Raw genomic sequence first — 13,620 nt, 5'->3', positions numbered from 1 at the left:
CTGCAACACCTGAAAAACAAATCCCCTGCATAAAAGAAAGCGACCAAGCCTGGAGGCGACACGCATTTGAATACGAATTCAAATGAATGACATCTCAGGCTTGGTCGGCAGTTTTTAAAACATAAGCGCTGTCGGCATTATGCTAACAGCGGCTTGTTTGCAATCCGGTTCAGAACTTATAGTTCACACCGAATAAATAAGTCCTGCCGTACACAGTCTTGTCAGTGATCACACTGGGATCCGTGTTGTACTGCTGGAACGGTGCATTGTTCCAGTTATTTGCCTGCGCCAGCACAGACAAACCTTTCAGCCAGCCAGTCTGGAATTCATACGACATTTGCAGATCGACTATCGTTTCACCCTTGATAAAAGTCAGTTGCTGATTATCCTGGAAGTCGCTGATCTGTCCCAGGAAATCGGAACGCTTGCGACCTGCGATGGCAATCTGGAAGCCATTTTTTTCATAATACAGGCGCAGATTGCTGACACGTTTGGACAAACCCGGCAAAGGAATATTGGCGGCACTGATATTCGTGGTACCAAAACCAATTGCAGGCAAGGTGATCTGGCTGGAGGTGTCCGAATGATTCACCATCACGCCAAAACCGTCAAGCACAGGTGTGATCAGCGAGAAAGGAATATTCAATGCAATTTCAAACCCGGAAATACTGCCACCTGTGCCATTTTGCGGTGTAGTCAGCAAGCCCATGGTGGAACCCTTGTACGGGCCACTCAAAGGTAAAGGTGTATTGGCGCTGACGAAAGGTTTAAAGTCAAATGAACGAGGTGCGCGGTAGATATAAGTATCAAGCTGCTTATAGAAACCGGCAACGCTGAAATAGCCTTTCTTGCCGAAATATTTTTCATATGACAGGTCAAAAGCTTTTGCACTGAAAGGCTTTAACTCTGCATTGCCGCCACTACCTGTCAGGATAGGATAAGGACCGCCGGTATTGACGCCAAATTCCTGGCTGGCACGCAGGTCATCCATATTCGCACGCGACAAGACCTTGGCCATGCCCAGACGCAGGAATTGTTCTTTACCCAGGTTAAACGACACATTCAGGCTGGGCAGGAAATCAGAATACGACTTGCCGCCGCTGACGGTTGTAAAGGGGCAGGTGGCAGCGGTAATGCCGGTACACTTCGCCAGATCAACCTGGTTGCCGGTAGAGTTTTGATTGGTATGAATGAATTGTCCACCAAAATTGCCACGGTAATTAAAGCCCATCAATTGGCCGTCCAGATCACCCATGGCATAGGCTGTCGTCACTTTTTCACTCACGGACCAGTCTTTTGCCAGCACCGAAGCATCCACCCAGCGCGCCAGTTCGTAAATCGAACCCAGAGAATTATCCGGATCGAAAGAAACAATAGGCAAACCCACTGTGCCAGCCGTTGCGACAGCACTGCCCGGCACCGCTGCGGATGCATAGCCACCGCCCCCCTTCACGACCAGGCGACCTTCCTGACCCGTGCGCGCCTTGTCGCGATCAGTGTAATTGAAGCCAAACTGTGCCGCCACGACAGGACCGAAGTTCAGGTCACGTTTTGCGATCAAACGTATGCTGCTGACTTTGTCGTTAATATCCGGCAGGGCGACATAACCGGCTTGCGGCGTGTTCGGGCCACCGCCCCAACCGTCAACGTCTGTCAGTTTGGCGACATTGCGGTCAGCATAGTTCAGGCTGGTGGTGTACTTGACGTCAGCAAAGTTACTGCCATTAAAACCGGTGTACGAAATCGAACCCAGGGAAGCTGCATCACCGGGCTGGCCGGCTGTGGTTTCATAGCGTTTACTGTGCTTGACTGCCTTGGAATAAGACAGATCTGCAATCGCCGTCCATTCATCCAGTTTCAGTTCATTGTTCCAGCCTATCGATGTCAGCTTGTCGTCGGCGCTTTCCTTATGATTGCGTACTACGCCTTTATAGTTGCTGAAAGTACCGGCTGTGGCAACACCGTTCACGATGGTGGCATTGCTCAGCACGCCATCCGGGTCATAGCCACCGGCGGAACCGGCAATTGCACCTTCCAGACCGGTTTTCTTCAAGCTGGTGGAACCGGCGGAATAAAATACATCGACAGCCGATTTAAAGTTTTTATTTGGCTTGTATTGCAAGGTCAGCGAAGCACCATCGCGGTTGTTTTTACTGACTTCGGTATCGGATTTAAAGCCACCAGGTGCGGCAACCTTGGCACCGTTATAGTCTACCAAAGGCGCATAACCGCCCCAGGAATCAAATTTTTGCTGGCCGCCGCCATCCTCCTTGAACTTGGTCAGCCCCAGTGACAAACCGATGGTACGGTCAGCAAACTGATCCACATAAGAGAAAGATGCGCGGTCGCCTGTGCCCTCTTCGGAGCCTGATTGCACGCCTGAGCGTTGCTTGCGATAGCTTGCCGCCAAAACACGTTTGCCAAAGTCCAGCGGCTTGAGTGTATTCAGATCGATGGTAGCGGCCAGACCTTGACCAACCAAGGCTGCATCCGGTGTTTTATAGATCAGCACAGAACCCATGAGTTCTGCCGGAAACAAATCAAATTCCGGGCTGCGCGCATTGCCGGTAGATGCCTGTTCACGACCGTTCAGCAAGGAACCGTTGAAACTGGGCGAGAGACCACGCACACTGACATCCGCCGCCTTGCCCGACGAACGGCTACGCTGCGCCGTGACGCCAGGCAAACGGGCAATCGATTCGGCCACACTAGCATCGGGCAATTTGCCGATGTCTTCTGCGGAAATGGCTTCAACAATGGAATTGGAATTTTTCTTGATGGAAATTGCCTCTTCAATACCCTTGCGGATACCAGTGACCACGACGGTGCTATCTACTGTCTGTTGTGCTGACGCGATGTCAGTCAAACCAAAAATCAACACTGCACATCCGGCCGCAACCGGACTCAACTTAAAAGAAAAACGATGCAGAGCTCCGCCCTGCTGACTCTTTTGCGTAGCATGTTTCATGTAATGTCCCCTCACACTTTTATATATGACCTGCACTCTTCGAGCTGCCAGGCAGAAACCCAACATTCCGGCCTGGCAATCAGAACCCAACGTTCCGAAATGGATTCTGTACTAAAACTAGATTCAATGTCAAACGAAGACTACAAAAAACTACAAGGAAAATACACGCACCGATATGGGCCTATGTGAGGACAGGCTCTAATTGCACCTGAACATGTTGCGAATGCCCCACAAAGCAGCAAAGTTTAATATGTAGTTATACTACTTTATGTAATTGGACTACTTACTTTTTTAATGCATACGTCCTAAAGCCCGTATTTTATTTGGCTTGAACTTGCCCATCACACGTAAATGCGTGAAAAGCAACGGGGGCCGGTAGTGAGGGAGAAATAAGGAAGGAGACACAAGGAAGGAGAAACAAGGCGAAATTACCTGTGGAGTGCACTATGTGAAACCACGGCCAGATCAGCAACAGTGATAAGCCAGCACACCCGATCAGGGTGCGGAAACATTCTTAAGCGCTTGAAAAGCACCTGGCAGTTTTATTCTGCACCAAGCTGCTGACGCCGCCAGATGGCGCCGTACACACGCAAAAGAGCAAATGGTAATAAAAACCAGAAGCAGGCGTTCGCAATCACACTTACCTGTGTGAAACTGAAGTGGTAATAATTGTCGTTGGCATCTACATACACCGCCACGTAAGGCAGGCCGGCAAACCAGCCCGGGCCCATACTGTTCGGATAGGGAAACAGCATCCAGAACGTTGCCAGGCTGGAAATCAGTCCCAGCAGCAGGCCCGCACCCAGGGTAGAAAAAACCAGCTTCTTCCAGTTCTTTGGTGTCGCACCCGATCTGGCAAAGCGCCAGATACCAACAAAACCCCAGGCGCCAACCAGCATCAGCAGCGTGGCAGCAATAACAATAAAGATCAACATGGCATGCCTGGAAATATGAACGGAAATACTGCCAACATACCTGAAGGCCGGGCTGACTGCAATGCCATATACCTGCAAACATTCTGGGCATGGACGCCGTTTGCTGCAAAAATGGGCTTCAGTCTGCGTTAAACTGCAGGCAAGATACCAAAGGCCGTTTAAAGAACAGACAAAAATCGCTGATTGCTGCACCCTACAGAACAACCCAAACAAGCCAAATAATCCCCACGAATGACTGAAAAAACCGGAATAAACAACAATGAGCAGAAAATTTTTCTGCTATTTCTTGCATGTGTATTTGTCGTTTTCCAGATAGCCTCCAACAAGATAAATAATCTCACGCCGGATTCACTCAATTACATCCGTGCAGCACAGCAGTTTTCTCTGGATCAGAGCTTTGGGGATGCCTATATTTATTGGCCGCCGCTGTATCCCATAGTGCTTTCTCTGTTTTCATTGACGAAGATGAGTGTCAATGCATTCGCCAGCTATACCAATGTGTTTTTATATGGCTGGTTGCTGCTGTCATTGGGCACCATGACGAAATCGCAGTTTCATTCGCAAAAAATAGCATTTTTCATGCTGCTGATGGTACTGCTGTCGGGACCGGTAGAGCAAATATACAAAACCACCTGGAGTGAAGCGCTATACCTGCCCTTGTGTGTATCGGCAACTTATTGCTGGATACAATTTTTGTCGGGTAAAAACAGTCAGCGTAATTTTCTCATTTCAGTCATCCTGCTTGCCCTGGTACTGCTCACCAGGCATGTTGGTATTGCCTTGCTTGCGGCCATGCTGTTCAGCCTGTTTTACCACACTGGCCGTCAGTTGAAAGAAAAACTGCTATGTGCAACAGGTCTTGTTGCTGCCACCATTCCTTATGTATTCTGGTTACTCAGGACACAAGCCCTGTCCGGTTTTTTGACAGGGCCACGAACACCGGTCAGCAATCCGGATATCATGCTGCAGATCAATCGGTTTGGTAACACGATAGCTCACTGGATTTTCCCTCACTTTTATTTCAATGCCTCAGGCTTGCTGCTAAGTGGCATCATGCTAACCTGCTTGCTGGCATTTTTTATCTACGCCCATGACAGGATACCCAGACAGCCCGGACATGAAAACCAGGCGCAGGCATATCCATTTCGCTTGATTTCTTTCCTGATCGTTTATACGGTTGCACACAGCTTTCTGGTGCTGTCGAGCGCCTACCGGTTTAATCTTGATCCTGTCAATGACAGGCTGCTCGCCCCTGTATTCTGGTCTTTGGCACTGATCGCTTTTTTTGCCATTGACCTGTTTTGGAAACATGCACAAAACAGGCTCAGAAAAACTTACCTGAACGGCATGCGTCTTGTAGCGGCGGGCTACTTCTTATTCTGGCTCACCGGGTCGAATGCCATCAATGATGTCTTGCTGAGGGTCCTGTTTTTGTTCCATCCCTGAGTTGAGTACAGCGCCAGACAGTTATCAGGTATAACAGCACGCTGACAAGGGCGGCACTCATGATTACATCTCGTGCCTTAATGTTTTTGCAGTCAAAACCGCATTGTCCGCCAGAATATGGTCGTAATTATCCCTACCATCGTACAATGCCATAAGAAAGTTGAGTTTCTTGGGCGATTGACTTCCGATGCCCATGAAAACAGCGATAACAACATGTGACGAGAGTGAAAATAATGAAAAAAAACCTGCAACACGTCTTCACCAGCCTGTTTTGCAGCAGCCTGTTGCTTGTTTCTGCCACTGCAGTTGCCGAGGAAAAAGTAGCTGCAAAACAACTGATCGCCATCAAGGCAGGCCGTTTGATTGATGTTGAAAATGCCAGAGTCTTGCGTGATCAACTGATCATGATTGATGGCGAACGCATTGCCGCCATTACTCCTTTAGCGACGACCAGCATACCAGTCAATGCCACGATGATAGATTTGTCAAAAGCGACTGTACTTCCGGGCCTGATTGATGCGCATACCCACCTGACCAGCAATCCACGTCAGCACGGCTATAGTTCACTAGGCACATCCAATGTCAGGGCCGCGCTGTATGGTGTCAGGGCAGCACGCGACACCCTGAATGCCGGTTTTACCACCGTACGCGATGTCGGCTCTGAAGGTTTTGCTGATGTCGCCTTGCGCGATGCCATCAATGATGGTGACTTCCCCGGTCCACGGGTGCTGGCATCCGGTTATGCATTAGGCATCAAGGGTGGCCATTGCGACAATAATTTATTGCCACCAGAATACAATGACGTTGGCAAGGGGGTTGCAGACGGCCCCTGGGCAGCGCGCAGCAAGGTCAGGGAAATGGCCAAGTATGGTGCCGACCAGATCAAGATTTGTGCTACCGGCGGAGTCTTGTCCAAGGGTGACGCCGCCGGTGCTCAGCAATATACGCTGGAGGAAATGCAGGCTATCGTGCAGGAAGCGCATAAGCTGGGACGTAAGGTTGCCGCCCATGCCCACGGTGCCAGTGGCATCAGCGACGCCATTCGCGCCGGGGTAGATTCGGTAGAACACAGCAGCCTGATTGATGCCGAAGGCATACAACTGGCAAAACAGCATGGCACCTGGCTGGTGATGGATATCTATAATGACGACTATATTCTGGGCGAAGGCGAGAAAGCTGGTTTCTTGCCAGAATCACTGGAAAAAGAAAGGGAAATAGGCCAGAAGCAGCGTGACAACTTCCGCGCTGCCCTGCTCGGTGGTGCACGCATGGCTTTTGGTTCCGATGCAGGCGTCTACCCACATGGTGATAATGCCAAACAGTTTTATTATATGGTCAAATATGGCATGACACCCATGCAGGCAATACAAGCCGCCACCATCAATGCAGCCGACCTGCTGGGGCAGAAAGAAAAAATCGGCAGTATCAAGGCCGGTAAATTCGCCGACCTGATCGCGGTCGAAGCCGATCCGCTGGCTGATGTCACCGTCCTGACCAAGGTGTCTTTTGTCATGAAAAATGGCAGCATCTACAAAACAGCAGCAAAATAAGAATTCAAACATATGAGGGTATAGCGCCCTCAATCACCCCGGAAAGCAGCAATGAGTCACAAATTAAGCATAGATGAATACGACGCCCTTGAGCAACTAAGCAAGTTGCCGCGCCAGAACAAGCCCGGGGTATGCATCAGCCGCAATGCCAAACGCCTGTGCGGTATCAAGCTGATGGCATACCGCAAGGACGGCACACTGGAACTGACTGAAACCGGCCGGCAAACCCTGTTCATCAAGCAATGCATCGATGGCCTGCGCGCCATCGCCAATGACCCTGACACGGCCCTGCCTGGTCCGGTCGCCACTTTCCTCGGCAAAAAAGCACATGTGGAAGTGGATGCAGGTACCGGCAAACTGCTCATCACACAGCGTGGACGTGAATGCCTGGCAGATATTGATGCACAAATGCAGTCCAGCAAATAGACACATTGTCATTCACTCTGGATCGATAAATCCTGCACCTTCAGATGAATAAGCTGGCGGCAAAGTAAAATTATACAAAATAGGGCTTACGCAAAATTGTCCCAGCAAGGCTATCGCTTTTAGGAAACCTCCCTAGCAAGGGAGGTTCGTTACGTCGGCAGACAACATGTTGTCTGAAACCCCGACTGCACCGTAGCGACGAAGACAGTACGAATAGTACGCGGCTCCTAGGAGAGGAGCTGCAACGCAGCTGGGGCGATTTTGCGTAAGTCCTACAAAATCTCTTTTAACGACTCTGCCTGCTTGCCAACAAGCAGGCACTTTTTATAAATAAGGACTAACAATGACTATCGACTTCAAAGGCCGTGTTGCCATCGTGACTGGTGCAGGTGGTGGACTGGGGCGTGAACATGCGCTGGCGCTGGCGGCACGCGGTGCCAAAGTGGTCGTCAACGACCTCGGCGGTGCACGTGACGGTTCCGGTGGTTCGTCTGCCGCTGCCCTGGCAGTGGTGGAAGAAATCCGTGCAGCAGGTGGCGAAGCCATCGCCAATGGTGCATCGGTCACCGACTTTGAGGCCGTACAGGCCATGGTAGCAGACACCCTGGCACAATGGGGCCGCATCGATATCCTGATCAATAATGCCGGTATCCTGCGCGACAAGAGCTTTGCCAAAATGGACATTGCTGATTTCAAACTGGTGCTGGATGTGCATCTGATGGGTGCCGTGCATTGCTGCAAGGCGGTCTGGCCTGTCATGACGGAACAAAAATATGGCCGCATCGTGATGACGACCTCGTCTTCCGGCCTGTACGGCAATTTCGGTCAGTCAAATTACGGTGCAGCCAAACTGGCGCTGGTCGGCCTGATGCAGACTCTGGCACTGGAAGGAGCCAAATACGACATCCGCGTCAATAGCCTGGCACCAACCGCAGCCACCCGCATGACAGAAGCCTTGTTCCCGGAAGAAATCCTGAAAGCCCTGCAACCATCCGATGTCGTTCCGGCGATGTTGGTGCTGGCGTCTGAACAGGCGCCGACTCGCGCTATTCTGTGCGCTGGCGCTGGCAGCTTTGAAGCAGCCCATATCACCATGACTCAGGGTGTGTGGGTAGGCAGGGGTGACGATGCCCCTGAACAACTGGCAGCCCGCCTGAGCGAAGTCAGGCAGCGCGACGCAGAAACAGTGCCGGAGAGTGGTGCGGCACAAGGTCATCTGGAGCTGAGCAAGGCCATGAGCCAGCTCAAGCGCTGAACCAAAACCGGGCAACAGCCATCACGGTGGTGCCCGGTTACAATTTAGGGACAGACCAGAGTATCCGCAAATTCAGCAATCCCATGCCTGTCGGATATGGTTATCCAAAAATACTCCCCCTATTTTCTTGTGAAAATAGAAAAAAATATAGATCAGGAGCCAAGCACTTGCTGACGCTGCCCGCAGTCTGTGCCAAACTATCGGCATGACACTCACAGAATTAAAATACATCGTTGCGGTTGCCCGGCAAAAGCACTTTGGCCATGCGGCTGAAGCCTGCTTTGTTGCACAGCCAACGCTGTCCGTCGCCATCAAGAAACTCGAAGATGAGTTGGGCGTCACCATCTTTGAACGCGGCGGCACGGAAGTCTCGACTACGCCTCTGGGTGCGCAGATTGTCGCCCAGGCTGAACGCGTGCTGGAACAAACTGCCGCCATCAAGGAAATTGCCAAACAAAACAAGGACCCGCTGGCTGGTCCTTTCCGTCTTGGCGTGATCTATACCATCGGCCCTTACCTGCTACCCACGCTGGTCAAAACCATGATACAGCAGGTGCCGCAGATGCCACTGGTACTGCAGGAGAACTTTACCGTCAAGCTGATGGAATTGCTGCGTCAGGGTGAACTCGATGCCGCCATCGTCGCTCTGCCCATACCCGACCATGGCATGATGGTGCAGGCACTGTATGACGAGCCGTTTGTGGTCGCCATGCCGAAAGACCATGCCTGGGCGGAACGCAGTGAAGTATCCGCAGAAGAGCTCAAGTCAGAAACCATGCTCTTGCTGGGAAATGGCCACTGCTTCCGCGATCAGGTGCTTGAAGTCTGCCCTGAAATGTCACGCTTTTCTACCACCGGTGATGGCATCGCCAGAACCTTTGAAGGATCTTCACTGGAAACCATACGTCATATGGTGGCTTCCGGCATAGGCATTACGGTATTGCCGATGGCATCGGTGCCTGACATGGACGCACGTGACGGCATGTTGCGCTATTTGCCGTTCACAGCGCCGGCACCGGACCGTCGCGTGGTAATTGCCTGGCGCAAGAGCTTTACCCGTCAGGCTGCCATTGAGGCCATACGCAAGGCCGTGCTGGCTTGCGACTTACCTGGCGTCACCATGCTGGATGAAGCCCCGAGTGGACTGTAATCCCGTTACTCCCTGTTGATATCTATGTTGATGACGGATGCTATCGCCACCGCACGCCTGCAATTGCGGGTACTTTTGCCAGAACAGGCCATATTGCTGCAGCAGTATCTGCTGAACAACCGCGAGCATCTGGCCCCCTGGGAGCCGGCTCGTGACACGGCTTTTTTTTCGCTGGAAAAATGCGAAGAACGCCTGCTGGCCAGTACACGCTTGATGGAAGCGGGGCTGGCAGTGCATTTTGCGGTATGCCAGGATCAGGAAATGATAGGCATCTGCAATTTCAGCAATATCGTGCGCGGTGCCTTCCAGGCCTGCCACCTTGGCTATGCCATAGGTGAAAAACAGCAGGGACAAGGATATATGTTTGAAGCGGTACAGGCCGGCATCCGGCATATGTTCGATGCACACAATCTGCACCGCGTCATGGCCAATTACGTGCCGGAAAACCAGCGCAGCGCTGCCCTGCTCACCCGACTGGGTTTTGAAAAAGAAGGCTACGCCAGGTCCTACCTGAAAATCAATGGTGTCTGGCGTGACCATGTATTGACCGCCCTGGTCAATACCGCAGAACAAAGCTGAACTGCCTGGGCAGGCATCAAACCCTGTCGCTCATTGCCATTCTATTCATTATTGTCATGCAATAAATATAATTGCATAGAGTTGCACAGAGTTGCATATATACTGCGGTCTTTTGCGAAACCGGATGATCATTGTGCAGTCTATTCCACTGCCACGTCATCATTGTCTTTCTGGAGAAAGCAGTATTCATGTCATCGCTACGCTCATTGCTGCGCCTTTCGCTGAACCACATGGTCGTGCTGGCCGCCCTGGTGGCCGGTATTTCCCCTCTTTCCAGTCGCGCCCAAAACACTACTGAAGCATCGCCAGCAGCCAATACCAGTTCTGTTGCCAGCCCACGCCCCAAGGTCGCGCTGGTCCTGTCTGGCGGCGGTGCCCGTGGCTTTGCCCATATCGGCGTCTTGCGCGCACTGCGCAAACTGCGCGTGCCGGTGGATATGGTCGTAGGCACCAGCATCGGTGCCGTTGTTGGTGGTGCCTATGCAGCCGGCCGTTCTGCTGACGAACTTGAACAGATCGTGCGTGACACCAACTGGGACAACGTGCTGGCCGACCGCCCTGCCCGTTATGACCTCGATTACCGGCGCAAGGAAGAAGATTTTCTACTACCTTCCCGCATAGAATTTGCGGTAACCAAATCCGGCGTCTTCCTGCCACCTGCAGCAGCTGGTAACGCAGCGCTGGAAAATGCATTGACCCGTCTGATGCCGGAAGGCATGCGCGACCAGCCGGTTGATCAGCTAACGCTGCCTTTCCGCTCGGTTGCCTCTGACTTGCTGACTGGGGACATGGTAGAACTGAACGACACACCTTTACTAATGACCATGCGCGCCTCACTGGCACTGCCTGGTGTATTTGCGCCGGTCCGTATCAAACAGAAACTGGTAGTGGACGGTGGACTGGTCAGCAATCTGCCGGTAGAACTGGCACGTTCCATGGGTGCAGATATCGTCATTGCCGTGAACGTGGGCACGCCGCTGGCAAAAGAAAGTGAATTGAACAGCGCTATTGATGTCACCAAACAAATGCTGCAAATCCTGACCGAACAGAACGTACAACGCTCGATCAGGCAAATGCATAGCAGCGACATCCTGATTGCGCCAGAATTATCCGGTGTCAATTTTCTCGATTTTGCTGAATATGTAAAATCCATCAAGGCAGGTGAAACCGCCACCCACAAAATGGCCGATAAACTGGCAGCCCTGCGCGTCACTGATGAGCAATATGCCAGCTTTGAATACCAGCGCTCCACCGGCACACTGACTGCCAAATCCAGCACCGGCAAACTGCCATTGGCCAAGGTGGAAGTGGAAGGCCCACGCTATATCAATCCCAAAGCACTGATCACGCAAACCGGCCTGCAGGAGGGACAGGTGCTGACGCCAGAACAGATACGACAGGCCTCTGCCCGCTTGTATGGACGCGGCGACATCGATAATGTGGAAACCGTTATCACCGATGCAGAAGGCAAGCGCAATGTGCTGATACGGCCAACAGAATCCAATTCCAGCCGCAATCGCCTGCGCGTGGGTCTGGAGCTGACCAGCGATTTTGCCGACGAAAACCGCTTCGCCTTAAGTCTCATGCATATCGCTTCATCACTCAACAGTTACGGTGCTGAACTGCGCAGCGTCGCGCGCATAGGCAGCGAACGTCAGTTGGGCACGCAATTCTGGCAGCCCATTGGATCAGGGTCCCCCTGGTTCCTGGCCCCTTCCATCCAATACAATGGCAAAAGCCTGGACTTGTTTAACGATGGCCGCAAGATTGCCCGTGTCGGTGTGCGTGCCACCCAGGCAACCATGACCTTTGGTCGTCTGCTGGACAACTGGGGCAAGATAGAAGCAGGTATCACGCGCGGTTTTGGTAAAGTCGATTTGCTGCTGCCAGCTAATACCAGCCAGGACAGTGTGCGTTATTTTGATACGACGCAATTTGTCAATTTCCAGCTCGATACACTGGATTCACTGGCTTACCCAAGCCGTGGAGATCGTATCGCCGTAACCTGGGAAAGAGCACCGTCCAAGGGACCAAGTGAACCTTCCCAGGCTCAGTCTGAAATCGACGTACTGACCGCCTTCCAGTTCGGCGAATGGGCTGGTCACGTATATGGTGAATGGGGTAAATCGCAGCGCGGCAGTGCGCCGAATCCGCTGGGTGGATTCCTGCGTCTGTCCGGCACGGCAAATAATTCATTGACGGGCAATGCCACCGCATTCAGCCGGATACTGCTGGCACGGAAGATAGGTTCACTCCCGAGCACAGTGGGCGGTGCCATACGCCTGGGCTTTTCTGCCGAGATCGGCAATGCCTATGGCGACAAGCAGCCGCTGCGCTTCAATACCCTGAAGCAGGCAGCCAGCGCGCACATATCGATTGATACCCGGTTTGGCCCGCTGTTTTTTGCCGCCGGTGCAACCCGCGGCAACGGTTCCTCGCTTTATCTTTTCCTTGGCCCTATCTGGTGAGTCAGGCTCTTGACAACGGGCGCTGCTTCCGGGCGGCGCAACGCAGTGAAGGCTGAAAACTCCCAGGAGCGGAAACCCACCAGCAAGGTGAAGCCATCACGCTCTTCCGGCTTCAGACGCCGGTCATCCTGATGCAGCCTGGCCAGCTCGGCTGCCAGTTGCTGGATCTTTTGCACCAGTTCCTGTGCGCTGTGTGAAGAAACCCTGGCCGGTACAAACAGCAGGGTTTCACCAGGCCCGTCAAAGCTGCCGGCGAAGTAATCGCTGACCACCACATCACGAAAATATTGCTGTATCGGGCCGTCCGGACGCCAGTGAAATGCGGGCGACACATTCAGGCGATAACGGTTATGCGGGCGCAGTTCTATCAGGGCCAGCTTGTCGAGCGCTATCATTTGCAATATGCATTCCGATTCGGACATGTGATAGGTTTCGATGATCTGTTCCAGCGTCCAGTGTCCAAGGCAGCAAATTGCCACCAGCAAAAGCTTGGGGTCAGCCATCAGCGATTGTTCCTGTTCCAGGCTGAGGGTGTCAGATTGCGGTGTGACATCCGCTGCCTGTCGCAATATATCTTCCATGGCAATGCCTGCTGCCTTGCAGATTTCTGCCAGACGCGAAAGGCTCATGTCCTTTTGCCCGAACATGCGCTTCATGCTGGATTCGCTCATGCCTATGCGTTCTGCCAGCATTTTGTATGTCACGCCTGCTGCCCGCAATTCTGAACGCAAGACTTTCAAGACCAATTCGGGTGAACTCATGAACGCTTCCTGAGGAAAAGTTAAATTTTGCAAATAGTACCGTATTTCAATACCAAAAATAGTGATAAACAATGCTTTTAGT

Annotated in this window: 10 protein-coding genes; 7 read left to right on the top strand and 3 right to left on the bottom strand. The window is 52.2% G+C overall.

Going from position 1 to position 13,620, the window contains the following annotated elements; genetic code table 11:
• Positions 1-169: 169 nt before the first annotated feature.
• Together H8L32_RS11065 and H8L32_RS11060 are read right to left on the bottom strand one after the other, a co-directional pair.
• On the bottom strand, positions 170-2,968 hold the full coding sequence (locus tag H8L32_RS11065) for a TonB-dependent receptor (RefSeq protein WP_186947238.1): 2,799 nt from the start codon (positions 2,966-2,968) through the stop codon (positions 170-172).
• A gap of 542 nt (positions 2,969-3,510) precedes the next feature.
• Positions 3,511-3,903, bottom strand: coding sequence for a hypothetical protein (locus tag H8L32_RS11060; RefSeq protein ID WP_186947237.1), 393 nt, complete (start codon positions 3,901-3,903; stop codon positions 3,511-3,513).
• Between the two features lie 465 nt (positions 3,904-4,368).
• On the opposite strand from H8L32_RS11060, the gene H8L32_RS11055 reads away from it, so the two are divergent.
• From H8L32_RS11055 to H8L32_RS11025, 7 genes are all read left to right on the top strand, one after another.
• Complete coding sequence (locus tag H8L32_RS11055) at positions 4,369-5,349, top strand: hypothetical protein (RefSeq protein ID WP_186947236.1); 981 nt, start codon at positions 4,369-4,371, stop codon at positions 5,347-5,349.
• Between the two features lie 233 nt (positions 5,350-5,582).
• Positions 5,583-6,899 carry a Xaa-Pro dipeptidase gene (locus tag H8L32_RS11050; RefSeq protein WP_186947235.1) on the top strand — a complete coding sequence of 439 codons (1,317 nt, stop codon included), beginning with the start codon at positions 5,583-5,585 and terminating at the stop codon, positions 6,897-6,899.
• 51 nt (positions 6,900-6,950) lie between these two features.
• The gene (locus tag H8L32_RS11045; protein WP_186947234.1) at positions 6,951-7,325 is read left to right on the top strand and encodes a hypothetical protein; all 375 of its coding nucleotides are present in this window, start codon (positions 6,951-6,953) and stop codon (positions 7,323-7,325) included.
• 343 nt (positions 7,326-7,668) lie between these two features.
• Positions 7,669-8,580 carry an SDR family NAD(P)-dependent oxidoreductase gene (locus tag H8L32_RS11040; RefSeq protein ID WP_186947233.1) on the top strand — a complete coding sequence of 304 codons (912 nt, stop codon included), beginning with the start codon at positions 7,669-7,671 and terminating at the stop codon, positions 8,578-8,580.
• A gap of 205 nt (positions 8,581-8,785) precedes the next feature.
• The gene (locus H8L32_RS11035) at positions 8,786-9,730 is read left to right on the top strand and encodes a hydrogen peroxide-inducible genes activator (protein ID WP_186947232.1); all 945 of its coding nucleotides are present in this window, start codon (positions 8,786-8,788) and stop codon (positions 9,728-9,730) included.
• 24 nt (positions 9,731-9,754) lie between these two features.
• Positions 9,755-10,309 (top strand): ribosomal protein S5-alanine N-acetyltransferase, encoded by a 555-nt coding sequence (gene rimJ, locus H8L32_RS11030; protein ID WP_230412150.1) that lies wholly within the window; start codon positions 9,755-9,757, stop codon positions 10,307-10,309.
• Positions 10,310-10,497: 188 nt separating this feature from the next.
• Positions 10,498-12,777 (top strand): patatin-like phospholipase family protein, encoded by a 2,280-nt coding sequence (locus tag H8L32_RS11025; RefSeq protein WP_186947231.1) that lies wholly within the window; start codon positions 10,498-10,500, stop codon positions 12,775-12,777.
• On the opposite strand, the gene H8L32_RS11020 is transcribed toward H8L32_RS11025, so the two are convergent.
• Positions 12,750-13,538: a helix-turn-helix domain-containing protein gene (locus tag H8L32_RS11020; protein WP_186947230.1), complete on the bottom strand. Its 789-nt coding sequence runs from the start codon at positions 13,536-13,538 to the stop codon at positions 12,750-12,752. The genes H8L32_RS11025 and H8L32_RS11020 overlap by 28 nt on opposite strands.
• Between the last annotated feature and the right edge of the window lie 82 nt (positions 13,539-13,620).

The organism is Undibacterium hunanense (assembly GCF_014284335.1).
Classification (GTDB): domain Bacteria; phylum Pseudomonadota; class Gammaproteobacteria; order Burkholderiales; family Burkholderiaceae_D; genus Undibacterium; species Undibacterium hunanense.
Note: the sequence above shows the minus strand (reverse complement) of the source record. Positions and strands in the feature narration are given on the sequence as shown.

Bases quoted from the DNA above. Each gene is read 5' to 3' on its own strand.
- H8L32_RS11065 (WP_186947238.1), bottom strand. From the start codon at position 2,968: ATGAAACATGCTACGCAAAAGAGTCAGCAGGGCGGAGCTCTGCATCGT.
- H8L32_RS11060 (WP_186947237.1), bottom strand. From the start codon at position 3,903: ATGTTGATCTTTATTGTTATTGCTGCCACGCTGCTGATGCTGGTTGGC.
- H8L32_RS11055 (WP_186947236.1), top strand. From the start codon at position 4,369: ATGAGTGTCAATGCATTCGCCAGCTATACCAATGTGTTTTTATATGGC.
- H8L32_RS11050 (WP_186947235.1), top strand. From the start codon at position 5,583: ATGAAAAAAAACCTGCAACACGTCTTCACCAGCCTGTTTTGCAGCAGC.
- H8L32_RS11045 (WP_186947234.1), top strand. From the start codon at position 6,951: ATGAGTCACAAATTAAGCATAGATGAATACGACGCCCTTGAGCAACTA.
- H8L32_RS11040 (WP_186947233.1), top strand. From the start codon at position 7,669: ATGACTATCGACTTCAAAGGCCGTGTTGCCATCGTGACTGGTGCAGGT.
- H8L32_RS11035 (WP_186947232.1), top strand. From the start codon at position 8,786: ATGACACTCACAGAATTAAAATACATCGTTGCGGTTGCCCGGCAAAAG.
- rimJ (WP_230412150.1), top strand. From the start codon at position 9,755: ATGTTGATGACGGATGCTATCGCCACCGCACGCCTGCAATTGCGGGTA.
- H8L32_RS11025 (WP_186947231.1), top strand. From the start codon at position 10,498: ATGTCATCGCTACGCTCATTGCTGCGCCTTTCGCTGAACCACATGGTC.
- H8L32_RS11020 (WP_186947230.1), bottom strand. From the start codon at position 13,538: ATGAGTTCACCCGAATTGGTCTTGAAAGTCTTGCGTTCAGAATTGCGG.